A 21,389-nucleotide genomic window follows, 5' to 3' on the forward strand; every position below is an offset into this window, starting at 1 on the left:
AGCATCCTTCATCAAGATAGGTCATTCAAAAGTGATTATTTACAGTTTGTAGTTCAAGGTCAGCATCAGGTTGCGCGGCGTGCCCACCAGATTGCCGAAGACATCGGAATAGATGCTCTGGTAATAGTGCTTGTCGAGCGCATTGTTGACGTTCAGGCGCAGTTCGGCGCGGCTGTCGATCTGCCACGCCGCATTCAAGCCCAGGATCGCATAGCGGCCCTGGCGCAGATGGTAGGTGCCGTCCGTCGAATCGGTCGCGCCCTGCCCGTACAGCGAGGCGCCGACGCGCCAGCCCTGCGCGGCGCCGGACAGGCGGTAGCTGGTGGCCAGCTTGAGCTGCTGGCGCGGATAGCGGCTGTTGAAATCCTTGCCGATATTGGCCGGATCGCTGTCGCGCGTAAATTGCGCCTTCACATACGTAAAACCGGCCGACAGCTGCCAGTCGGGCGTCAGCGCGCCCGCCACGTCCAGCTCCACGCCTTCGCTGCGCACTTCGCCCGACGCGCGCTGGCAATAGCCCCAGGTGCTGCCGGGGCAGGGATTGGGGCCAGCCAGGTCGTCCACGCCGCGGTTTTGCTGGCGGATCTGGAACACGGCCGCGCTGGCATTGAGGGCGCCGCCAAAGTATTCACCTTTCACGCCCGCTTCATAGTTGGTGCCGCTGATCGGCTTCAAGGGCTGCCCATTGGCGTCGGTGGAAGCCTGCGGCTGGAAGACTTCGGTCCAGCTGGCGTACACGGAATGCTGCTTGTCGAGGTCATACACGACACCGGCGTACGGCGTGAATTCGCGCGCCACCGAGTAGCCGGCATCGTCCTTGTACCAGCTTACGCGCCCGCCCAGCACCAGCGACAGCGGCTCGGCCAGGCGCATGCGCGTGCCCGCATACACGCCGCTTTGCTCGGTGATGCTGGCCGTGCGCCACTGCGCGTAATTGATGACGGGACGCGCCACGCTGCCCGTATCCCAGTTGAACGGGTCAAGCACCGGCGCCGCCGCGCCCCAGCTGTACGGCGCCCAGCCGCCATAGCTGTTTTTCGACGAACGGCGGTGGCTGGCGCCGACCGTCAGCTCGTGCTCGCGGCCGAACAGGCTGTAGCTGCCCGTGGCATACGCGTCATAGCTGGTGTTGGCCAGTTCGGCGCGGTAGCTTTGCGAATTGAAGCGCAGGGTGTCGCCGCGGCGGCTGATGCCGGAAAACGTCGTGTCGATCTCGGGCGTCTTGCGCGTGGCCGCCAGCTTGGCCTTCCAGCCGTTGGCGAAGCGGTGTTCCAGTTCCGCGAAGATGGTCTTGTCCGTCTGGCGCCAGCCATCGAAGTCGGCGCCCAGATAAGTCGAGCGGGCCAAGTTCAAAAAAGTGCCGTCGGCGGCCGTTACCACGCCCGTGGTGACGCCGTCGTTATCCGTCTTGCGGTAGTGGGCGCCCAGGGTCAACGTGGTATCGGGGCGCAGGTCGGCCTCGATGATGCCGTACAGCTGGTGATTGCGGCCATGCAGCACGTCGACAAAATCCTTCTTGTCCTGCACCGTCGCGACGATGCGCCCGCGCAGGGTCTTCGCTTCGTTGAGCGCGTTGGCCGCATCGGCTTCCAGGCGGTAGTTGCTCCAGCTGCCGATGCTGGCCGAGAACGACGCTTGCGGCGTGGCCGTCGGGCGCTTGCGCACCAGATTGATGGCGGCGCTGGGCGTGCCGCTGCCCGTCATCAAGCCCGTGGCGCCGCGCACCACTTCGATGCGGTCATAGATGGCCAGGTCGTCATTGTCTCCATTGAAGGTGCCGTTCGCGCCCAGGCTGGTAGGCAAGCCGTCGAACAGGATGTTGTCGACTGGAAAGCCGCGTGCGCTGAAACTGCCGGAATCGCCCGTAAAGTTGCCCTTTTGCATGACCAAGCCCGTGATCGACTGCACGGCGTCATCCAGGGTGGTGATGCCCAGGTCGTCGATCTGCTGGCGCGTCAGCACGCTGACGGATTGCGGCGTCTCGCGCAGCGACAGGTTCAGCTTGGTTGCCGTATTGCTCATGCCCGTCGTATACGATCCGCTGCCTTCCGTCGTCGCCTCGCGCCCTGCCGTGACGGACACGCCAAGCATGGTTTGCTCGGTGGCGGGCATGGCTGGCACCTGCTGCGCCAACGCGGAGGTACCGGCGGCCAGGCACAAGGCCGTCACGGCCAGCCCCAGCGGATGCCGCTGAGGACGATGCGATACGAAATTGACAAGATGCGAAACCTGTTGCATGAAAAATCCTGAAAAGTGGCGTCATGAGACGGTAAAAAACAGCCGCCCTACCCTGTAGGTGCCGCGAAAACGAAAAACGGGCAGTCCGGCTGCAAATATTTTTGTGGGGTGCTACGGCGCCGGTTCGACCGTCACCCAATACCGCGTGCGGCTGCGCACCTGCACCGGCAGCGAGTTGGGCAGCATGTTCAAAATGCGCTGGGTGTCGGCCAGCGGGAACACGCCCGACAGGCGCAGCTGGGCCACTTGCGGCGCGCAGTCGATCACGCCGGGGCGGTAACGGGCCAGGTCGGCCAGAAAATCGCCCAGGGTCACGTCATCGACGATCAGCTGCCCGCGCGACCAGGCGCCCGCATATGCACCGATGGCGTGCGGCGCGTCTGGCGCCTGACGGGAAAATGCCACGCCGTGCCCGGCCGCCAGCAGCAAGGGCGCACCGATGCCGTCGCGGGGGCGGATTTCAACGGCGCTTTCAAACACGTCCACCGTGCTGTAGTCATCCTGCTGGCGCACGGAAAAGCGCGTGCCCAGCGCGCGCACCAGGCCTTCGCGCGTGGCCACTTCCAGCGGCGCGTCGCTGCCGATGCCGTGACCGCTGACGACGAGGATTTCGCCGGCCAGCAGCTCGATCAGGCGGCGGCTGGCGTCGAAACGCACATTCACGGCCGAATCCGTATTCAAGCTGAGCACGCTGCCATCGTCCAGCACTATCTCGCGCCTGTCGCCCGTGGCCGTGCGGTAGTCGGCACGCAGGACGCGCACGCCATCCCAGGCGCCCGTCTGCGCGGCCAGCATGCCGCCGCCGGCCGCCACGCCCAGCCACGCCAGCAACTGGCGCCGCTTGCCGTTGACGGCTTTCTGCTGCGTGCCCGCCAGCGCCTGCGCGGCCGCACCGCGGTGCAAGCCGCGGAACCGCTGCGACACCGCTTCGATATGCTGCCAGGCCAGTTCATGTTCAGGGTCCGCCTCGCGCCAGCACTGCCAGGCGGCGTGTTCCTGCTCGCTGGCCTCGTCCGACATCAATACGGTCAGCCACTCGGCCGCCTGCAGCTGCACGTCCTCGTCGATGGCCGCAGCGGCCGCGGGTTCTGCCACCGTGCTCATGCCGGCAGGGAGAAAAACACCTGGCGGTTGGCGCGCGTCAGGTATTGCTTGACCGAGCTGGCCGATACGTTCAGGCGCGCGGCGATCTCGGCGTAGCTGAGGCCTTCGAGCTGCGCCAGCAAGAACGCCGTGCGCACGGGACCCGGCAAGCCGTCGAGGGCCACATCGATCTGCTGCAAGGCTTCCAGCGCCAGCAGCCGTTCTTCCGGCGCGGGCGCCACCTCGGGCGACAGACAGGCCAGCGCCTCCAGATAGGCGTCTTCCAGCACCTGCCGGCGGTAGCGGTGCGCCACCAGACGCCGCGCGATGGTGGCGAGAAACGGCCGCGCCTCGCGGATCTGCGGCGCCGTGCCGTTGGTCAGCACGCTGATGAAGGTGTCTTGCGCCAGGTCCGCCGCCTCGCCCGCATTGCCCAGCTTATGCCGCAGCCAGCCCTGCAGCCAGCCATGATGGCTGCTGTAGAGCGCGTGCAGGTCTTGTTGCTGTGCAAAATCGGCGGCCGACATGGCATCCCTTTCCGCTCAGGCGTGCGGCACCCGAGAATGTAAATAAGAATTATTCTCATTTTAACCGTGTTTTTGACTTTCATGCAATCGCGGCATTGCCAGAAATACCAACTAATTCAAAAGCAGGCCAACCGCCAGGCGATGCAGCGCAGGACCGCCAGCCAACCGCGATAAGGTAAAATGACGGCCATCGTCCGGCTTTCGCCGCCCACTCCCAAGCTTTTCATTGCAGGTTCATCATGCTAGATAATCTCACCCAACGGCTTGCCAAAGTCGTCAAGACCATGCGCGGCGAGGCGCGCCTGACCGAGGCGAACACCGCCGACATGCTGCGCGAAGTGCGCCTGGCGCTGCTCGAAGCCGACGTCGCCCTGCCCGCCGTGCGCGAATTCATCGCCAAAGTCAAAGAAAAAGCCATGGGCGAGGATGTCATTTCCTCGCTCACGCCAGGCCAGGCCCTGGTTGGCGTGGTGCAGCGCGAGCTGGCCGCCCTGATGGGCGCCGACCTGGGACCGGAAGCGTCGCAGATCAGCTTTGCGCAGCAGCCGCCCGCCATCATCCTGATGGCCGGTCTGCAGGGTGTGGGTAAAACCACCACCGTCGGCAAGCTGGCGAAATACCTGAAGGAAGAAAAGAAGAAGAAAGTGCTGACCGTCTCGGCCGACGTGTACCGTCCCGCCGCGATCGCCCAGCTGCAATCGGTCACCGCCCAGGTAGGCGCCGACTTCTTCCCGTCTTCCAGCACGGACAAGCCGGTCGATATCGCCCTGGCCGCGCTGGACTGGGCGAAAAAGCACTACCACGACGTGCTGATCATCGATACGGCGGGCCGCCTCGGTATCGACGAAGAGATGATGCGAGAAATCGCCGCCGTCCACGGCGCCGTGAAACCGATCGAAACCCTGTTCGTCGTCGACGCCATGCTGGGCCAGGACGCCATCAACACGGCGAAAGCGTTTAACGATGCGCTGCCGCTGACCGGTATCGTGCTGACCAAGCTCGATGGCGATGCGCGCGGCGGTGCGGCCCTGTCGGTGCGCCACATCACGGGCAAACCGATCAAGTTTGCCGGCGTCTCGGAAAAACTCGACGGCCTGGAAGCGTTCGACCCGACCCGCATGGCCAACCGCATCCTGGGCATGGGCGACATCCTCGCCCTGGTGGAAGAGGCGCGCAAGGGCGTCGACAGCAAGGCGGCGGCCGACCTGGCGCAAAAAATCAAGGTCGGCGGCAAGTTCGACATGAACGATTTCAAGGCGCAGCTGGGCCAGATGAAGAAAATGGGCGGCATGGCCAACCTGATGGACAAGCTGCCAGCGCAGTTCCAGCAGGCGGCAGGCGGCAAGAACATGGATCAAGCCGACAAGCAGGTACGCCGCATGTGCGGCATCATCGACTCGATGACGCCGCAGGAACGCGCCAAGCCTGAACTGATCAAGGCCACGCGCAAGCGCCGCATCGCCGCCGGCGCCGGCGTGCAAGTGCAGGAAGTGAACCGCATGCTGACGCAATTCGAGCAAATGCAGACGATGATGAAGAAATTGTCGGGTGGCGGCATGATGAAGATGATGCGCTCCATGAAGGGTATGATGCCCGGCATGAGGTAGTGGAAGGCTTCAAAATCCGCTGCGCGGGGCGCTTTGCGGCCGGCGATGCTCACCGTACTTCAGTACGGTTGCGCTTCCCGGCCACAAATACCATCCGCTCGCTGTGATTTTGAAGGCCTTTTTTACGCCGCGTGAGATGTAGTTCAAGTCAAGAAACACCGTTATAAAATCATGCCGGATTGCATTTTCATGGCGTCCGGCATCATTTCCTCCCTCCCCGCAGTACCCCTCCCCGCATAGCCAGCAACCATGCCATTTACGGGCAAAAACGCCGTTCTGCGCCCCCAAGCGGTGCGCCCGGGCGACAGCATGGTCATTTCCCTGCTTTTTCCTCGTGAAAACGTGAAAAACACTTGCATACAAGGTAAATCCACACCAATATTAGCCGTGCGATTAATTGCGCAATTTCCCATGTGTTTGTTAAGGAGGCTCGAAGATGGCAACAGCCAAAAAAACCCCAGTAGCAGCGCCAGCCAAAGCAGCAGCAGCCAAGCCTGCAGCCGCCAAGAAAGCAGCACCCGCAGCCAAAGCAGCAGCTAAACCAGCAGCGGCGAAGAAAGCGGCAGCACCGGCAACACCACGCAAGCCAAACGCAGCATTCATGAAAGCAATGACGCCATCGAAAGAGCTGGCCGCCGTTGTTGGCGCAGCACCACTGCCGCGCACGGAAGTGACCAAAAAGGTATGGGATTACATCAAAAAACTCGATCTGCAAGATCCGGCCAACCGCCGCATGATCAATGCGGACGACAAGCTGAAAGCAGTTTTCGGCGGCAAAGCCCAAGTCTCCATGTTTGAAATGACGAAACTGATCTCCGATCATTTGAAATAATCAGATACGCACAGGGCGTTCCGCGCCGTGTGAGTGCCCCGCCGCATCACTGCGAGCGGGGCATTTTTTTGGGGTCAGACCCTGGCCGTTGCGGTGGGTTTAAAAACGCATAAAACCCGGCACATACCGAGATCAGACGAGGACGGTCCCACAGGGTCAGACCTCAAACCATCACCCGGCCGGCTTGAACTCCCACTGCCGCCACGCCGCCCTTACCGCATTCGGATACTCGGGCCTTCCCCGGCTGCCGTTATACCGCCCCAGCGCCAGGTACAAGTCGCCCTTTTCCATATCCAGGTACATGCGCAAGATGGCGCAGCCGTAGCGCAGATTCGTCTGCATGTGGAACAGCTTGCTGCGGTCGCTGTCGCCGATGACGCCCGTCCAGAACGGCATCACCTGCATGTAGCCGCGCGCGCCGGCCAGCGAGACGGCGTATTTGCGGTAGGCCGACTCGACCTGGATCAGGCCCAGCACCAGGGCCGGTTCCAGGCCCGCGCGGCGCGCTTCATACCAGACGGTTTCCAGGAATTCCGTGCGCAGCTGCGCATCCGGCAGCTTGCGCTGCAGGCGTTGCGACATCTGCGCCAGCCATTGCTGGTAGCGCTGCAAGTCGGCGGGAGTGGCAAATTTGGGTTGCGGCGGGCGCTCGTCGCGGATCGCGTGCGACAGGGCCAGGCGGACGGAGTCGGCCAGCGCCTCCTCCTTCTGGTTGCCAGCCTGCGCAAAGGGAGCGCAGGCCAGGCCAGCGGCCAGCGCGAGCGCGCCAGCCGTTTTACTTAGCGATAAGCGCTTCACTGCGCCATTTTGCCCTGGATGAAGGCGACGATCTCGTCCGGCGCCACGCCGGTGGCTTCCGCATCGCGGCGGCCCTGGTATTCCAGCTTGCCTTCTTTCAGGCCCCGTTCGCCGATGACGATGCGGTGCGGCACGCCAATCAGCTCCCAGTCAGCAAACATGGCGCCTGGACGCAAGCCGCGGTCGTCGACGATGACGTCCACGCCGGCGCCTTGCAGGGCCGCGTACAGCTTCTCCGTCTCTTCCTTGACCAGTTCGCTGCGGTCCATGCCCATCGGGCACAGCACGACTTCAAACGGTGCGATCGACGCTGGCCAGATGATGCCCTTGTCGTCGAAGTTCTGTTCGATGGCGGCGCCCAGGATGCGCGTCACGCCGATGCCGTAGCAACCCATCTGCAGCGGCGCAGGCTTGCCGTTTTCGTCGAGGAAAGTGGCTTTCATGCTTTCCGAGTACGCCGTGCCCAGCTGGAACACGTGACCCACTTCGATGCCGCGTTCGATGGCGAGCGTGCCCTGGCCGTCCGGCGACGCGTCGCCGGCGACGACATTGCGCAAATCGGCCACGATGGCAGGCTCGGCCACGTCACGGCCCCAGTTGGCGCCCGTGTAGTGGAAACCGGCGTCATTCGCGCCGCAAACGAAGTCGCTCATGTGGGCGACCGTGCGGTCCGCCACCACGGTGACGGGGGCGCGGGTAGCAATCGGGCCCAGATAGCCGGGAATGGTGCCGTAGACTTCCAGGATTTCCGCTTCCGTCGAGAAACGGTGGCCGGCCAGGCCGGCAACCTTGCCCACCTTGATGTCGTTCAATTCATGGTCGCCGCGCAGCAGCAGCATGAAATGCTGTTTCGTGACTTTTTCATCCTTGCCAACGGTTTCCACCGTCAGGGCGATGGTTTTCACGGTCTGCGCCAGGTCGATACCGAGCAGGGCCGCCACGGTTTCGCACTTGACGGTGTCCGGCGTAGCCGTTTTCGTCAGCGCCTGGGCAGCGGCCGGACGCTCGCCCGCTGGCGGCAGCGCTTCGGCCGCTTCCATGTTGGCGGCGTAGTCGGACGTCGGGCAGTACACGAGCGCGTCTTCACCCGTGTGAGCGATGACGTGGAATTCATGCGAACCGGAACCGCCGATGGCGCCGTTGTCGGCGGCCACGGCGCGGAATTGCAGGCCGAAACGCGTGAAGATGCGCGTGTAGGCGTCAAACATGACCTTGTACGAGGCCTGCATGCCAGCCAGGTCGCGGTCGAACGAGTACGCGTCCTTCATGGTGAATTCACGGCCGCGCATCAGGCCGAAACGTGGGCGGCGCTCGTCGCGGAACTTGGTCTGGATGTGATAAAAGTTCAACGGCAACTGGCGGTAGGACTTGATTTCCGTGCGCACGACGTCGGTGATGACTTCTTCCGATGTCGGCTGGATCGCGTATTCGCGGCCGTGGCGGTCTTTCACGCGCATCAGTTCGTCGCCCATCTTGGTCCAGCGGCCCGTCTCTTGCCACAGTTCGGCCGGCTGCACGAGCGGCATCAGCAGTTCGATGCCGGCGGCTTTGTTCATCTCGTCACGGATGATGGCTTCCACCTTGCGGATCACGCGCAAGCCCATCGGCATGTAGGTATAGATGCCGGAACCGAGGCGTTTGATCATGCCTGCACGCATCATCAACTGGTGGCTGACGATTTCCGCGTCAGAAGGTGCATCTTTAAGTGTGGAAATAAAAAAACGGGAGGCGCGCATAACGGTGAATTCTTTTTAAAAAGAGAGGGTTATAATCAACCTAATTTTAAAGGATTAGCTGGCTGATGCGTCCATACTTTACACAAATGCGCTCAATTGGTGCGATTCCGGCGCTTTTCGCACCCCGAAAAGGTCACCGGCTTGCGAAGTTGTGGGTAATTATGTAAAAAAAGACGCACTGTCGCAGAAAGTTTGAGGTGCATTATGCTCGACCGTGAAGGGTTTCGGCCCAACGTCGGCATCATCCTGCTAAACGCCCAGAACGAGGTGTGGTGGGGCAAGCGGGTGCGCGAGCACTCATGGCAGTTTCCGCAAGGCGGTATCAAATATGGCGAAACACCGGAACAAGCCATGTTTCGCGAACTTGAAGAGGAAATCGGACTCAGACAGGAACACGTCAAAATTGTCGGCCGCACCCGCGACTGGCTGCGCTATGAGGTGCCAGACCACTTCATCAAGCGCGAGATTCGTGGCCATTACCGTGGCCAGAAGCAGATTTGGTTTCTGCTGAGAATGTGCGCGCGCGATAACGACGTCAATCTGCGCCTGACCGACCATCCCGAGTTCGACGCCTGGCGCTGGCATGAATACTGGGTCCCGCTCGATGTCGTCATTGAATTTAAACGCGATGTCTACCAGCGTGCCTTGCAGGAGCTGTCCCGCTTCCTGACCTGGCCCGTGCATGGCAACGCACAGCAAGCGCACCGCCACACGTCGCGCTACCTGCGCCAGCCCCATGCGCCACGGGCACAGGATGGTACGGCACTGCCCAAGCCTTGCGACGGCATTGCCGCCGAAGGGTGTACGCCGGAGCTGATTTTGCCAGGCAAGGAGTAGTCCGCCGCACCATGAACGCACTCTCCCACGCAAAAGGGGCAGCCTGAACAGGCTGCCCCTTTTTTCATGCCGGCAGGAAACTCCCCTGCCGGTCAGGCCGACTTAGTTTGCTGCCGGCGCTGGCGCAGCGGCGGGAACGTCCAGGGTAATCGCTTTGAGACCCAGGATATTGCTGCTGTAGTGGCGGATCTTGTTGGCCAGAGCCGGATCATTGTTCAGTTTTTGACCGTACGACGGCACCATTTCCACCATCTTCGCTTGCCATTCCGGCGTAGCCAGGCGGCTCTTGAATGCCGTTTGCAGCACCTTGATCATGATCGGCGGCGCGGTCGAGGCGCCTGGCGATGCACCCAGCAGGGCAACGATGCTGCCATCGGCGGCGCCGACGACTTCCGTACCGAACTGCAGCAAGCCGCCTTTGACAGGATCATCCTTGACGATCTGCACGCGCTGGCCCGCGTTTTGCAGGGTCCAGTCTTCCATCTTGGCGTTCGGCAAGTATTCGCGCAGGGTTTTCAAACGGTCTTCCGGCGTGTTCATGACCTGTTCGACCAGGTATTTCGTCAGCGGAATATTGTCATAGCCGGCTTGCAGCATGGGTTTCACATTGCCCGTGCCGATCGAGGCAGGCAAATCGATCCACGAACCGTTTTTCAGGAACTTGGTCGAGAAGGTGGCAAACGGGCCAAACAGCAGGGCTTTCTTGCCATCGATGATGCGCGTATCGAGATGCGGCACGGACATCGGCGGCGAACCGACGGATGCCTTGCCGTAGACCTTGGCCGCATGCGCCGCCACCAGTTCCGGATTGGTCGTCACGAGCCACTGGCCGCCGACCGGCACGCCGCCGTAGCCCTTGGCTTCAGGAATACCCGATTTTTCCAGCAGAGGCAGCGAACCGCCACCGGCGCCGATGAAGACGAACTTGGCGCGCATGGTCTTTTCCTTGCCGGCGTTCAAGTCTTTCACCGTCACGTTCCATACGCCATCGGCGCCGCGCTGGATGTCTTCCACCTGGTGGCGCAGGTGCAGGACCATGCCGTGGCTGTCCGTCAGGTATTTCACGAGGCCGCGCGTGAGATTGCCGAAATTGACGTCGGTACCGATTTCCATGCGTGTCGCGGCCACTTTCTGGCCCTTGTCCCGCCCTTGCATGACCAGCGGTGCCCACTGTTCGATCTGCGCCTGGTCTTCCGAGAACAGCATGCCCTTGAACAGGTTTTCCTTTTGCAGCGCGGCATAGCGCTTCTTCAGGAAGGCAATATTGTCGTCGCCCCAGACAAAGGCCATGTGCGGCACGTTGTTGATGAAGGTTTGCGGCGCGCCCAGGTGCTTGTTGGCTACCTGATAAGCCCAGAATTGCTTGGAAATTTCGAATTGCTCGTTGATGGCAACGGCTTTCTTGGTCTCGATGCTGCCATCGGCCGCTTCCGGCGTGTAGTTCAGTTCAGCAAATGCCGAGTGGCCCGTGCCCGCGTTGTTCATCGCATCCGAGCTTTCGGCGGCCACGGAATCGAGGCGCTCGACCATTTCCATCGTCAGCGACGGATCGAGTTCCTTGAGCATGCTGCCCAGGGTGGCGCTCATGGTGCCGGCGCCGATCAGCAGCACGTCGACCGGTTTTTCGGACGAGGCCGGAGGGGTCTTGTCACATGCCGCCAGGATCAGGCACGACATCAAAAGTAATAGCGATTTACGCATGGGTAACTCCGTTATGAATACTGAGGGTTGGTTCTTCCAGGCCACCCGGGCGGCAAGCGCAAGATCATCGGAAAATGGCTATCCCTCCAGCGCAAGAACGGCCGGATCAAGGGGTAACGATGGTGATGACGCATGCATGCCGCCGCCGCGCCGCAGCTTGCGGCAGCGATGGAGTGGCGATGGTGCGGACAAGGAAAACACGGCGCCGCTGCTGTTTTGGCCCTCGCGCGGGGCCAAACTCACAACACGGCGATTGTCTATAGCAAATATCAAGAACAGCGATTTTATCACCGTTATTTGCCCTTGCCGGGCCGCCAGGATCGTGGATAACACTTACTGTGGAGTATTAATTTGGCAGTAACCAGGCGTTAAAAAGCCAGTTGGTGCAGGAATGCACGGAGCAAGAAACGGATGGCGAGCCCCCATCCATCATGGTCTGATAACGCTTTGACCACACCGGAGCCTGACCATGTCTTTTCGTATCCGCGGCCTGTCGCCCGCCCCTTTCCTGGCCTGTTTCGGCCTGCCCGACGCCGAACTGGCCGCGCTGGGCATTATCCGCCATGTGGTCGACAGCCAGCCCGGTTACCCGGACCGCATCGAACTGCGCGACGCGGCGATCGGCGACACGGTGCTGCTGCTGAACCATGTCTGCCAGGATGCGGACACGCCCTACCGCGCCTCGCACGCCATCTTTATCCGCGAGGGTGCCACGCAAGCCTATGACGCCGTCGACCAGGTGCCCGAATCAATGCGCATCCGGCTGCTGTCGCTGCGCGGCTATACGGAAGGTGGGATGATGGTCGATGCCGATGTGGTGGAAGGCACGGCCATTGAAACCCTGATCGCGCGGCTGTTTGAGAACCCGGCTGTCAGCTATATCCACGTGCACAATGCCAAACGTGGTTGTTATGCGGCCAGGATCGACCGGGCCTGAGAACTTATTACGGCTACGCGGTACAATGCCGGCTGCCCTTTAGCCATAGTCCTTCAGCCATGTTCAACCCTTCTTCCGACGATGTGCGTCGTTTCTTTTGTGAAACATTGCGCAAGCATCGCGCCCATGAAATCCTCACGCCGATGGAAGCCATCGCGCTTGACTGGATCCTGGAACACCCCGAGTATGAGAACGAGCTCTCCGACGTTGAAGCGGCGCTGGCGCGCGATTACTCCGTCGAAGGCGGACAAGCCAATCCCTTCCTGCACCTGTCCATGCATCTGTCGATCACGGAGCAGGTGCAGGTGGACCAGCCGCGCGGCATCCGCCCGGCCGTCCAGCAACTCACCCAGCGCCTCGATTCGGCCCATGCCGCCCAGCACGAAGTGATGGAATGCCTGGGCCAGATGATCTGGGCTTCGCAACGTTCGGGCTTGCCGCCCGATACTGAAGCCTATATCGACTGCGTGCGCCGCCGCTGATCAGGTAGTATCATGTTGCCAAGAAACTCAGCCACTGAAGGATATCTTGGCCCATCACACCATTCTCGTACTCGGCGGTTACGGTTTTTTCGGCACGCGCATATGCCAGGCGCTAGCTGGCAACCAGGATATCCATCTGCTGGTGGCCGGGCGCAACGCCGCCAGGGCCAGGGCACTGGCGGCGCAATTGGGCTTGCCGCCGCAGCAAGCACTGGCGCTCGATGCCGATGCACCTGATCTGGCGCGGCGCCTGACCGAACTGGGCGTCGATACACTGATCCATACCGCCGGCCCGTTCCAGGGCCAGGATTACCGCGTCGCCCGTGCGGCGATCAAGGCCGGCGCCAACTATATCGACCTGGCCGACGGCCGCGATTTTGTCGCCGGCATCGCCAGCCTCGACGACCTGGCGCGCCAGCGCGGCGTGTTCATCACCAGCGGCGCCAGCTCGCTGCCAGCGCTGTCCTCGGCCGTGGTGGACCGCTACCTGCCGCGCTTTCGCCAGCTCAAATCGATCCGCCACGGCATCGCCTCCGGCGCCCGCGCGCCGGGCATCGCCACCATGGCCGGCATCTTCTCGTACTGCGGCAAACCGTTCCAGCGCCTGGTTGCCGGCAGCCAGCAGACCACGCACGGCTGGCTCGACCTGAAGCGCCACCGCTTTGCCGCGCCCGTGGGACGGCGCTTGCTGGGCAGCTGCGACGTGCCAGACCTGGCGCTGTTCCCGCAACGCTATCCGGGCCTCGACACCGTCACTTTTCACGCCGGTTTTGCCGGTGCGCCCGGCCATCTGTTCGTCTGGGCCGCCGCGCAACTGGTGCGCCTGGGCCTGTTGCGCAGCCTGCTGCCGTTGGTCAGGCCATTGCACGCCATCAGCCAATGGGTGGAACCGCTGGTCAGCGACAAAGGCGCGATGTTCGTGACGCTGCAAGGCACGGGACTCGATGGCCTGCCGCTGACGCTGACCTGGCAATTGCTGGCGGCGCAAAACCACGGCCCGCATATCCCGTGCGGCGCGTCGATCGCGCTGGCGAACCGGTTGGCCAGCGCCAGCAGCGGTGGCACGCAGCTACCGCGCGGCGCGATGCCCTGCGTGGGCCTGCTCACGGTGGAAAATTACATGGCCGCGCTGCAAGACCATGATGTGACCGAGGTACCGGCATGAGCTGGTACCTGTTCGTCAAATGGCTGCACATCCTCAGCGCCACCATCCTGTTTGGCACCGGCATCGGCATCGCTTTCTTCAAGTGGATCAACGACCGGGGCGGCGAGGTGCGTGCGATCCGCCTGTCGGCCGAAAAGACCGTGCTGGCCGACTGGCTGTTCACCACGCCGGCCGTCATTATCCAGCCGCTGTCCGGACTGGCCCTGGCGCACCTGGCCGGCTATCCGATCCTGTCCGGCTGGGTCCTCGCCTCGATGCTGCTGTATGCGCTGGCCGGCGCCTGCTGGCTACCCGTGGTATGGCTGCAGATCCGCATGCGCAGCCTGGCCCGCCTGGCTGACGACACGGGCACACCGCTGCCGCGCCTGTACTGGTTCTATGCGCGCTGCTGGTTCTGGCTCGGTATGCCCGCATTTTCCGCGCTCATGCTGGTCTACTGGCTGATGGTTGCCAAGCCCGCGCCATGACGCCAGCCAAGCTGCAAGGGCTGTACTGGGCCATGCGCCTCGGCATGGCCTTTATCTGGCTATGGACGGCGTTTGTGTCCTGGTATTTGTATCCGCATGCCGAATCGCTCGCATGGCTGCGCCGCAGCGGCATCACGCTGCATACGGAACACGTGTTTGCCGCCTCCTGCCTGGCCGACCTGGCCATGGGCATCGCCTCGCTGTTCCATGCCAGGCCGTTGCTATGGTGGACGCAGTGCGCGCTGGTGGCCGGCTATACACTGGTGATCGCCGTCTTCCTGCCGGAATTCCTGATACACCCTTTCGGGCCGCTGACGAAAAATATCCCGCTGGTCGCCGGCCTCGTCTTCCTGGCCCTATATGAAAAAAGCCGTGGCTAGCACGGCTTCGGGAGATCGATCAACAACACACGGCGGCGCAGCAAGCGATCAGGCTGGCCGTACCGCCTGTGGCAGCGCGGGTGCCTTCGCCTTGCCCAGCAACCCCAGCACCACCTGCAGCGCCATGGCGATGGCGCCGACGATGAATACCACGTCGCCGAAGGTGCGTATCCAGCGCAGGTTCTGCAACAGCGGCTGCTGCATGAATTCCTCGCTGCGCGCATACCACAGGCCCTCCGTCACGCTGGCGTGGAACTGGATGATGCCAATCGGCAGCAGGCTGGTAAAGATCATCAGCACCAGGCCCGCATTCAAGCCCCAGAACGCCGTCTTCATCAACGCAGGGCTGAAACGGTAATCGGGCCGCAAATAGCGCAGCACCAGCAAGGTAAAGCCCAGCGCCAGGAAGCCATACACGCCGAACAGTGCCGCATGCGCATGCACGGGGGTCGTGTTCAGGCCCTGGATATAGTACAAGGCCACGGGCGGATTGATCATGAAGCCCAGCACGCCCGCGCCCAGCATGTTCCAGAAGGCGACGGCGACAAAGCACATCATGGGCCAGCGCAGGTTTTCCATCCATGACGCGCGTTCCTTCAGGCGCCAGTTTTCCCACGCTTCATGCCCCAGCACGATCAGCGGCACCACTTCCAGCGCGCTGAAGCTTGCGCCGATGGCCATCACGGGCGTGGTGGTGCCGGCAAAGTACAGGTGGTGGAAGGTGCCGGGTATCCCGCCCAGCATGAACAGCGAGGCCGATGCCAGGCTGGCCGTCGTGGCCATGCGCACCGACACCAGGCCCAGGGTCGAGAAGATGAAGGCCAGCGCCGTCGTGGCGAACACTTCGAAGAAGCCTTCCACCCACAGGTGCACCACCCACCAGCGCCAGTATTCCATCACCGACAGATGCGTGCGTTCGCCGTAGAACAGGCCGGCGCCATAGAACAGGCCGATGGCGCCGACGGACGCGGTCAGGAGCGCAAGCAGGTTCTTGTCGCCGCCCGGCTTGCGCAGGGCCGGCACCACGCCGCGCAGCATCAACACCAGCCACAGCAGGATGCCGATATATTTGCCGATTTGCCACAAACGTCCCAGGTCCACATATTCATAACCTTGATGGCCGAGCCAGAAATTCCACTCGGGCGGCATCACTTGCGCAATGGCCAGGTAGTTGCCGATGAAGGAACCGACCACCACGGCGACCAGGGCCCAGAACAGCACATCGACGCCCAGACGCTGCCACTTGGGATCCTTGCCGCCATTGATCAGGGGCGCGAGGAACAGGCCCGCAGCCAGGAAGCCCGTGGCGATCCAGAACAGCGCGGCCTGGATGTGCCAGGTGCGCGTGAGCGCATACGGGAACCAGCGCGACACGTCAACGCCGTAGAACTGTTGCCCTTCCACCGTGTAATGCGCCGTAAAGCCGCCGATGAAGACCTGGAAGGTGAACAGCGCCACCACCAGGAACAGATATTTTCCCAGTCCCCGCTGCGAAGGCGTCAGGGCGAACGTGGTGAGCGGATCGCGCGGACCGGCGGCCGGCAGCGCTTCGTCGTGGTCGCGCAAGAAGGCCCAGCCCCAGACAAGGAAGCCCACGCCGGCCAGCAGCACCACCACGCTGGCGACCGACCAGACGAGGTTTTCGCCGCTGGGCTGGTTGCCGATCAGCGGTTCATGCGGCCAGTTGTTCGTATAGGTCACTTTCTGGCCAGGACGTTCGGTGGCGGCGGCCCACGCCGTCCAGAAGAAGAACTGCGTCATCTGCGCGCGCCGCTCGGCACTGGGCAGGGTGTTCTCCTTCATGGCGAAATGCTCGCGGCTTGTTTGCAGCGCCGGCGCGTCGGAGAACAGCTGATCGTAATAGTGCGCCGTGTTGGCGATGGCTTGCACGCGGCGCGGCGACAGGCGCAGCACTTGCGCATCATCGGTACGGTTGCCGCGGTATTCGATCTTGAGCGCCTCGCGCAGCGCCGCCTGCGCGGGGCCGTCAAGCGCCGCGTACGCCTTGCCATGCAGCTCTTGCGCGGCCAATTCCAGCCAGGCCGTCAGTTCGCGATGCAGCCAGTCGGCCGTCCAGTCGGGCGCCTGGTAGGCGCCGTGGCCCCAGATGGAGCCCAGTTGCATGCCGCCGACGGATTGCCAGGCCGTCTGGCCATCGAGGATGCCCTCGCGGTCGAACAGTTGCCGGCCATCCTGCGCCAGCACCTGCGCGGGGATCGGCGGCGCCTGCCGGTAGACTTCCGTGCCGTAGTAGCCGAGCAGCGAAAACGTCACGATCAGCACACCGATCAGGGTGAACCAGAGTTTTTTGTAGGGACCCATGGGTCTTTCCTTTGTCAGTGCACCACGGCCGGCGCAAAGCGCTCGAACAGGATATTGTTTTCAGTGTGGATGTGCGTCATCAGGTCTGCACGGAAGGTGCGCAAGCCCGTGTACAGCGCGCGCCAGGTGGTGCAGGCGCCGGCCGGCGCGGTGATATCGTTCGTCATCGCCTCCATGGCGCGCAAGGCCACGCCATGATCGTCGTGCTCCATGCGCATCACGTTGATGGGCGCGCCGGCCCGGGGCCCCTGGCCGCGCACGATCATCGGGAACAGCACGTCTTCTTCCTTGCGCATATGGCTTTCCAGCTCCTGCGCCATGGCCGACAGGTGTCCCGCCAGCCCGTGCGGACAGTCGGCGCGCTCGCCATGCACCTGCTCGACCTTGCGTGCCAGGCGTATCAGCTCGGGCAGCTGCTCGCGGTGCACGGCGTGGTAGCGCGCCAGGATGTGTTCCACCAGCTCGGTGGCCGAGGCTTCCTGCCAGTCACGCTCGCCGCTGGTATCTGCGCGCCCTGCCAGCAGCCGCAGTTCCTCGACGATGGGCGCCGTGTCCACGCCGGCCGCTTCGGCCGCTGCGCGCAGGGTCTTGTTGCCGCCGCAGCAGAAATCCAGGCGGTGCGCATCGAACAGGCGCGTGGCGCCAGGGATGCGGCGAGCCAGTTGGCCCAGGGATTGATCGATCATTTCCATAACAGTTCCTTGATGATGAATAGGGTTTATTGGCGGGCGCCCGCGTGGTAGACGCCGGGCACGGGTTCGCCAGTCACTTCCAGCACGCCCACGGCGCCCTTGCCGGCGCGCGACAAGGCATGGTCGACCAGCAGATAGCTGCCAGGATGCTGCACCTTGAGTTCGACGATGGTCGCGCCGCCCGGTGCCACCAAGGTGGTTTGCACGTCGTGTTTCGGGCTGCTGATCGAGCCTTCGCTGTACACCTTGTCGAATATCTCGCCGATGATGTGGAACGATGAAATCTTGTTCGGGCCGCCGACGCCGAAATAGATGCGCACCGTCTCGCCGACTTTCGCCTGCAATTTGTGCGTCTTGCTCAAGGCGCCCACTTCGCCGTTGAAGACGTAGTAGTCGGGCAGTTCATTGGCCATTTTTTCCAGGTTCGGTTCCTGGTGCACGGGCGCGCCGTGCGGACGGCCCGTGTACATCTCGCCCTGCATCACGTAATACTCGCGGTCGACTTTTGACAGGCCGCCTTCCGGTTCGACCAGGATCATGCCGTACATGCCGGCCGCGATATGCTGCGGCACCAGGGGCGTGGCGCAGTGATACACGTACAGGCCGGGATTGAGCGCCTTGAAGGTGACCGTTTTTTCCTGCCCCGGCGCCACCTGCGTGTGCTGTCCGCCGCCATGGCCGCCCGTCACTGCGTGCAGGTCGATCGAGTGGATCATCTTGCTGTCCTTGGCATTGAACAGGGTCAGTTCCACCGTGTCGCCCACCTTCGCGCGCAGCATCGGGCCGGGCACTTGCCGGTTGAAGGTCCAGTACGTAAAACTGGTGCCGTCATCGAGCTTGCCCGGCAGTTCCACCGTCTCCATGCGGTATTTCAGGGTTTGCGGCGCGCGCGCGCCGATGGCGGCCGGCACGGAGGCCGGATTGGCTGCAACGCTGACGGCCGATGGATCAGGACCGCGCATCGGCGACGGTGCGGGCGTGTACAGGGCCAGCGCGGCGGCCTGGCTCGATTCGCTGGCAGCGCTGCCGGCGCCAGCAGCCTTCGGTGCCCCGGCTTCAGCCAGCGAGGTGCCGCTCACTTCCAGCTTGCCTTCCATGCCGATCTGGCGGTGGCCGGGAATCGAGCAGTAATAGGTGAACGTGCCGGCGCGCGTGACCTTGAAGCGCACGGTGGTGCTGCCGCTATTGGCGCTGAACTTGGCCGAGGCCACGTTGAGTTCCGGGATCAGCAGGTCGTGCTCGGCGCCTTCGCCGCTTTTCAGCACGAGTTCGACCGTGTCGCCCACCTTGGCCGCCAGCACGGGATTGACCTGGCCCTTGGCATCGATGAACACCATCTTGCCATCGACGATATTGGTTTGCAGTTCATAGCGCTTGAGCGTGGCGGCGGCGGGTTTGGCCGCAGTGGCGGCAGCGCTGGCCGGCAGGCTCGCCTGGGCTTGCACGGACAGGGGCATGGCCAGTACGCAGACGGCGGCGGCAATGGCGCGGAGAGAGGGAGTCGTTTTCATCAAGCTTTCCTTGGTCTTGTATGCCGGTTCGGCCCCCTTACCTAGGCAAACGACGTGCCAGGAAAAACTTGTTTTAAATCAACGATTTGAAAATTGCAGGGTCGGTATGACCCTTTTAAAGCATGGTCCGTTGTACCCTGCATGGTACTTATGACCACCACTGCCATCCACCTGCTGCTGCTCACCGACCTGGTCGCCGACCTGCCCGTGGCCGTGCGCCTGCAGCGCCTGGTCGGCAGCCTGCGCGCCCACTTCGGCTGCGAGGCCGTGGCCTTGCTCAAGCTCGATGGCGAGCATTTGCGCCCCGTGGCGATGGCTGGCCTGGCCAGCGACGCGCTGGGACGCCGCTTCGCCGTCGCCGACCATCCGCGCCTGGCCGCCATCCTGCAGCGGCGCGGCGTGCTGTGCTTCCATCACGACAGTTCCTTGCCCGATCCCTACGATGGCCTGATCGCCGAGCGGGCCGGCGAGCCGCTGCCCGTGCACGACTGCATGGGCATGGCGCTGGATCTGGAAGGCGAACGCTGGGGCGTGGTCACGCTCGACGCGCTGCAGGTAGGCACTTTCGATACGCAGGCGCAGCGCGACCTGGGTGAGCTGGCCTGCGCCATCGAGGCGGCCGTCCGCGTCACGCGCCTGGAGGCGGAAATCCGCGCCCTGCGCCTGTCGGGCGGCGCCATGCTGGCCGATGCGCAAGCGCCGCGCGAGGAACACGATTTCGTCGGTCAGAGCAGCGCCATCACGCACTTGCTGCACGAATTGCAGGTGGTCGCCGATTCCGAACTGCCTGTGCTGCTGCTGGGTGAAACGGGCGTCGGCAAGGAACTGTGCGCGCACCGCCTGCACCGCCTGTCGCGCCGCGCCGGCAAGCCCCTGATCCATGTCAATTGCGCGGCCTTGCCCGAGTCCCTGGCCGAGAGCGAATTGTTCGGCCATGTACGCGGTGCGTTTTCCGGCGCCGTCAGCGACCGGCCCGGGCGTTTCGAGGCGGCCGAAGGGGGCACCCTGTTTCTCGATGAAGTGGGGGAATTGCCGCTGTCGATACAGGCCAAGCTGCTGCGTACGTTGCAAAATGGCGAAATCCAGCGCCTGGGTGCGGACCGGCCGCGCAGGGTCAACGTGCGCGTGATTGCCGCCACCAACCGCAGCCTGCGCGAGCATGTGCGCGACGGTTCGTTCCGCGCCGACCTGTACCACCGTTTATCCGTGTATCCCGTGCCGATTCCGCCGCTGCGCGAGCGGGGCAATGACGTGCTGCTGCTGGCCGGTGGTTTCCTGGAACTGAACCGCGCGCGGCTGGGCTTGCGCAGCCTGCGCCTGTCCGCCGCGGCGGAAAACGCCTTGTGCCATTACCGCTGGCCGGGCAATGTGCGCGAACTGGAACATGTGATCAGCCGGGCCGCGCTGAAAGCCGTGATCCGCGGCGCGGACCGCAAGGACATCGTGACCCTGGAAACGGATATGCTCGACCTCGATGCGCTGGAAGCGCCGGCCGGCGCGGACGCGCCGCCGCTGGCGCCAGCCGCGTGCGGCACGCCAGCGGCGCCGCCGCTGTCCATGCATCAGATCGTGGAAGCGAGCCAGCGCCAGGCCATCCGGCAAGCGCTGGTCCTGCATCAGGATAACTGGGCCGCTGCCGCGCGCCAGCTGGGGCTGGACGCCAGCAATTTACATAAGCTGGCGCGCCGGGTGGGCTTGAAAGCCTGAGCAGTGGTAAAAACTCAGCGGTGAGTGACCAGGGTGCTCGGCAGGCTGTGGAAGTAGGCGGCCAGGTCCTTGATGTCCTGGTTGCTCAGCGGTTTTACCTGGCCCGTCATGATGGCGTTGTTGCGGCCATTGGGCTTGTCACCCCGCTTATACGCCGTCAGGGCGTGTTCCAGGTAGTCCTTGTGCTGGCCCGCCAGTTTCGGATAGGACGGATCGATGGGTGAACCGTAATCCTTGCCGTGGCAGGTGGCGCAGCTGTATTTTTCGGCCAGGGCCTTGCCCGTGTTGATATTGCCGGCGGCGCTGGCGCCGAACGAGACGGTGGCGCAAACGAGGGCGGCGAGTAGTTTTTTCATCTGGCTGGTCC

General features: G+C 63.2%; 21 protein-coding genes. 10 read left to right on the plus strand and 11 right to left on the minus strand.

The genetic code is table 11. The annotated features are described in order from the left end of the window. Positions 1-39 precede the first annotated feature (39 nt). From JAB1_RS20490 to JAB1_RS20500, 3 genes are all read right to left on the minus strand, one after another. Positions 40-2,238 carry a TonB-dependent siderophore receptor gene (locus JAB1_RS20490; RefSeq protein WP_083299834.1) on the minus strand — a complete coding sequence of 733 codons (2,199 nt, stop codon included), beginning with the start codon at positions 2,236-2,238 and terminating at the stop codon, positions 40-42. Between the two features lie 111 nt (positions 2,239-2,349). Next, the gene (locus JAB1_RS20495) at positions 2,350-3,333 is read right to left on the minus strand and encodes a FecR domain-containing protein (protein WP_254672177.1); all 984 of its coding nucleotides are present in this window, start codon (positions 3,331-3,333) and stop codon (positions 2,350-2,352) included. A gap of 5 nt (positions 3,334-3,338) precedes the next feature. Beyond that, complete coding sequence (locus JAB1_RS20500; protein WP_070281572.1) at positions 3,339-3,848, minus strand: sigma-70 family RNA polymerase sigma factor; 510 nt, start codon at positions 3,846-3,848, stop codon at positions 3,339-3,341. Between the two features lie 239 nt (positions 3,849-4,087). Here JAB1_RS20500 and ffh point away from each other — a divergent pair, with 239 nt between their 5' ends. Further along, positions 4,088-5,455: a signal recognition particle protein gene (ffh, locus tag JAB1_RS20505; protein ID WP_034780269.1), complete on the plus strand. Its 1,368-nt coding sequence runs from the start codon at positions 4,088-4,090 to the stop codon at positions 5,453-5,455. Between the two features lie 161 nt (positions 5,456-5,616). On the opposite strand, the gene JAB1_RS29650 is transcribed toward ffh, so the two are convergent. Beyond that, positions 5,617-5,814 carry a hypothetical protein gene (locus tag JAB1_RS29650; protein WP_139144128.1) on the minus strand — a complete coding sequence of 66 codons (198 nt, stop codon included), beginning with the start codon at positions 5,812-5,814 and terminating at the stop codon, positions 5,617-5,619. A gap of 77 nt (positions 5,815-5,891) precedes the next feature. On the opposite strand from JAB1_RS29650, the gene JAB1_RS28895 reads away from it, so the two are divergent. Next, entirely contained in the window at positions 5,892-6,287 is a 396-nt protein-coding gene (locus tag JAB1_RS28895; RefSeq protein ID WP_071653383.1) for an SWIB/MDM2 domain-containing protein, read from the plus strand. 171 nt (positions 6,288-6,458) lie between these two features. Here the strand turns inward: JAB1_RS28895 and JAB1_RS20515 are convergent, their stop codons facing one another. Both JAB1_RS20515 and JAB1_RS20520 read right to left on the minus strand, forming a co-directional pair. Beyond that, the gene (locus JAB1_RS20515) at positions 6,459-7,085 is read right to left on the minus strand and encodes a lytic transglycosylase domain-containing protein (protein ID WP_070281573.1); all 627 of its coding nucleotides are present in this window, start codon (positions 7,083-7,085) and stop codon (positions 6,459-6,461) included. Beyond that, the gene (locus JAB1_RS20520) at positions 7,082-8,821 is read right to left on the minus strand and encodes a proline--tRNA ligase (protein ID WP_070256003.1); all 1,740 of its coding nucleotides are present in this window, start codon (positions 8,819-8,821) and stop codon (positions 7,082-7,084) included. Before JAB1_RS20520 ends, JAB1_RS20515 begins: the two co-directional genes overlap by 4 nt. Positions 8,822-9,025: 204 nt before the next feature. On the opposite strand from JAB1_RS20520, the gene JAB1_RS20525 reads away from it, so the two are divergent. Beyond that, positions 9,026-9,658 (plus strand): RNA pyrophosphohydrolase, encoded by a 633-nt coding sequence (locus JAB1_RS20525; RefSeq protein ID WP_070281574.1) that lies wholly within the window; start codon positions 9,026-9,028, stop codon positions 9,656-9,658. A gap of 102 nt (positions 9,659-9,760) precedes the next feature. On the opposite strand, the gene mqo is transcribed toward JAB1_RS20525, so the two are convergent. Beyond that, positions 9,761-11,359 carry a malate dehydrogenase (quinone) gene (mqo, locus tag JAB1_RS20530; protein WP_034780274.1) on the minus strand — a complete coding sequence of 533 codons (1,599 nt, stop codon included), beginning with the start codon at positions 11,357-11,359 and terminating at the stop codon, positions 9,761-9,763. A 132-nt stretch (positions 11,360-11,491) separates the two neighbouring features. Between mqo and JAB1_RS29655 the strand changes: the two genes are divergently transcribed. The 6 genes from JAB1_RS29655 (at position 11,492) to JAB1_RS20555 (ending at position 14,790) form a co-directional block, all read left to right on the plus strand. Beyond that, the gene (locus JAB1_RS29655) at positions 11,492-11,689 is read left to right on the plus strand and encodes a hypothetical protein (RefSeq protein WP_139144129.1); all 198 of its coding nucleotides are present in this window, start codon (positions 11,492-11,494) and stop codon (positions 11,687-11,689) included. Between the two features lie 139 nt (positions 11,690-11,828). Then, positions 11,829-12,296 carry a DUF1203 domain-containing protein gene (locus JAB1_RS20535; RefSeq protein ID WP_070281575.1) on the plus strand — a complete coding sequence of 156 codons (468 nt, stop codon included), beginning with the start codon at positions 11,829-11,831 and terminating at the stop codon, positions 12,294-12,296. A 59-nt stretch (positions 12,297-12,355) separates the two neighbouring features. Then, complete coding sequence (locus tag JAB1_RS20540) at positions 12,356-12,778, plus strand: DUF1841 family protein (protein WP_070281576.1); 423 nt, start codon at positions 12,356-12,358, stop codon at positions 12,776-12,778. A 46-nt stretch (positions 12,779-12,824) separates the two neighbouring features. Next, a complete protein-coding gene (locus JAB1_RS20545; RefSeq protein ID WP_070281577.1) occupies positions 12,825-13,943 on the plus strand; it encodes a saccharopine dehydrogenase NADP-binding domain-containing protein in 1,119 nt (372 codons plus the stop codon). After that, the gene (locus JAB1_RS20550; RefSeq protein WP_034780278.1) at positions 13,940-14,410 is read left to right on the plus strand and encodes a DUF2269 domain-containing protein; all 471 of its coding nucleotides are present in this window, start codon (positions 13,940-13,942) and stop codon (positions 14,408-14,410) included. Before JAB1_RS20545 ends, JAB1_RS20550 begins: the two co-directional genes overlap by 4 nt. Then, positions 14,407-14,790 (plus strand): DoxX-like family protein, encoded by a 384-nt coding sequence (locus tag JAB1_RS20555; protein ID WP_052140001.1) that lies wholly within the window; start codon positions 14,407-14,409, stop codon positions 14,788-14,790. Before JAB1_RS20550 ends, JAB1_RS20555 begins: the two co-directional genes overlap by 4 nt. A gap of 48 nt (positions 14,791-14,838) precedes the next feature. Here JAB1_RS20555 and JAB1_RS20560 read toward each other — a convergent pair whose 3' ends face one another. Genes JAB1_RS20560 through nirK form a run of 3 tightly spaced genes read right to left on the minus strand, consistent with a single transcriptional unit; the run spans position 14,839 to position 19,315 of the window. Further along, a complete protein-coding gene (locus JAB1_RS20560) occupies positions 14,839-17,112 on the minus strand; it encodes a nitric-oxide reductase large subunit (protein WP_070281578.1) in 2,274 nt (757 codons plus the stop codon). A 14-nt stretch (positions 17,113-17,126) separates the two neighbouring features. Continuing rightward, complete coding sequence (gene ytfE, locus JAB1_RS20565) at positions 17,127-17,804, minus strand: iron-sulfur cluster repair protein YtfE (RefSeq protein WP_070281579.1); 678 nt, start codon at positions 17,802-17,804, stop codon at positions 17,127-17,129. A 26-nt stretch (positions 17,805-17,830) separates the two neighbouring features. Next, on the minus strand, positions 17,831-19,315 hold the full coding sequence (nirK, locus tag JAB1_RS20570) for a copper-containing nitrite reductase (protein WP_070281580.1): 1,485 nt from the start codon (positions 19,313-19,315) through the stop codon (positions 17,831-17,833). A gap of 150 nt (positions 19,316-19,465) precedes the next feature. Between nirK and norR the strand changes: the two genes are divergently transcribed. Beyond that, on the plus strand, positions 19,466-21,022 hold the full coding sequence (gene norR, locus JAB1_RS20575) for a nitric oxide reductase transcriptional regulator NorR (RefSeq protein WP_070281581.1): 1,557 nt from the start codon (positions 19,466-19,468) through the stop codon (positions 21,020-21,022). A 14-nt stretch (positions 21,023-21,036) separates the two neighbouring features. On the opposite strand, the gene JAB1_RS20580 is transcribed toward norR, so the two are convergent. Beyond that, positions 21,037-21,378 (minus strand): cytochrome c, encoded by a 342-nt coding sequence (locus tag JAB1_RS20580; RefSeq protein ID WP_034780283.1) that lies wholly within the window; start codon positions 21,376-21,378, stop codon positions 21,037-21,039. Positions 21,379-21,389 lie beyond the last annotated feature (11 nt).

This window comes from Janthinobacterium sp. MP5059B (assembly GCF_001758645.1).
GTDB lineage: Bacteria > Pseudomonadota > Gammaproteobacteria > Burkholderiales > Burkholderiaceae_D > Janthinobacterium > Janthinobacterium lividum.

Coding starts and splice junctions, on each gene's coding strand:
- mqo (WP_034780274.1), bottom strand. CDS start 11,359: ATGCGTAAATCGCTATTACTTTTGATGTCGTGCCTGATCCTGGCGGCA.
- nirK (WP_070281580.1), bottom strand. CDS start 19,315: ATGAAAACGACTCCCTCTCTCCGCGCCATTGCCGCCGCCGTCTGCGTA.
- JAB1_RS20490 (WP_083299834.1), bottom strand. CDS start 2,238: ATGCAACAGGTTTCGCATCTTGTCAATTTCGTATCGCATCGTCCTCAG.
- JAB1_RS20550 (WP_034780278.1), top strand. CDS start 13,940: ATGAGCTGGTACCTGTTCGTCAAATGGCTGCACATCCTCAGCGCCACC.
- JAB1_RS29650 (WP_139144128.1), bottom strand. CDS start 5,814: ATGCAAGTGTTTTTCACGTTTTCACGAGGAAAAAGCAGGGAAATGACC.
- ffh (WP_034780269.1), top strand. CDS start 4,088: ATGCTAGATAATCTCACCCAACGGCTTGCCAAAGTCGTCAAGACCATG.
- JAB1_RS20580 (WP_034780283.1), bottom strand. CDS start 21,378: ATGAAAAAACTACTCGCCGCCCTCGTTTGCGCCACCGTCTCGTTCGGC.
- JAB1_RS20555 (WP_052140001.1), top strand. CDS start 14,407: ATGACGCCAGCCAAGCTGCAAGGGCTGTACTGGGCCATGCGCCTCGGC.
- JAB1_RS29655 (WP_139144129.1), top strand. CDS start 11,492: ATGCATGCCGCCGCCGCGCCGCAGCTTGCGGCAGCGATGGAGTGGCGA.
- ytfE (WP_070281579.1), bottom strand. CDS start 17,804: ATGGAAATGATCGATCAATCCCTGGGCCAACTGGCTCGCCGCATCCCT.
- JAB1_RS28895 (WP_071653383.1), top strand. CDS start 5,892: ATGGCAACAGCCAAAAAAACCCCAGTAGCAGCGCCAGCCAAAGCAGCA.
- JAB1_RS20535 (WP_070281575.1), top strand. CDS start 11,829: ATGTCTTTTCGTATCCGCGGCCTGTCGCCCGCCCCTTTCCTGGCCTGT.
- JAB1_RS20500 (WP_070281572.1), bottom strand. CDS start 3,848: ATGTCGGCCGCCGATTTTGCACAGCAACAAGACCTGCACGCGCTCTAC.
- JAB1_RS20520 (WP_070256003.1), bottom strand. CDS start 8,821: ATGCGCGCCTCCCGTTTTTTTATTTCCACACTTAAAGATGCACCTTCT.
- JAB1_RS20560 (WP_070281578.1), bottom strand. CDS start 17,112: ATGGGTCCCTACAAAAAACTCTGGTTCACCCTGATCGGTGTGCTGATC.
- JAB1_RS20540 (WP_070281576.1), top strand. CDS start 12,356: ATGTTCAACCCTTCTTCCGACGATGTGCGTCGTTTCTTTTGTGAAACA.
- norR (WP_070281581.1), top strand. CDS start 19,466: ATGACCACCACTGCCATCCACCTGCTGCTGCTCACCGACCTGGTCGCC.
- JAB1_RS20525 (WP_070281574.1), top strand. CDS start 9,026: ATGCTCGACCGTGAAGGGTTTCGGCCCAACGTCGGCATCATCCTGCTA.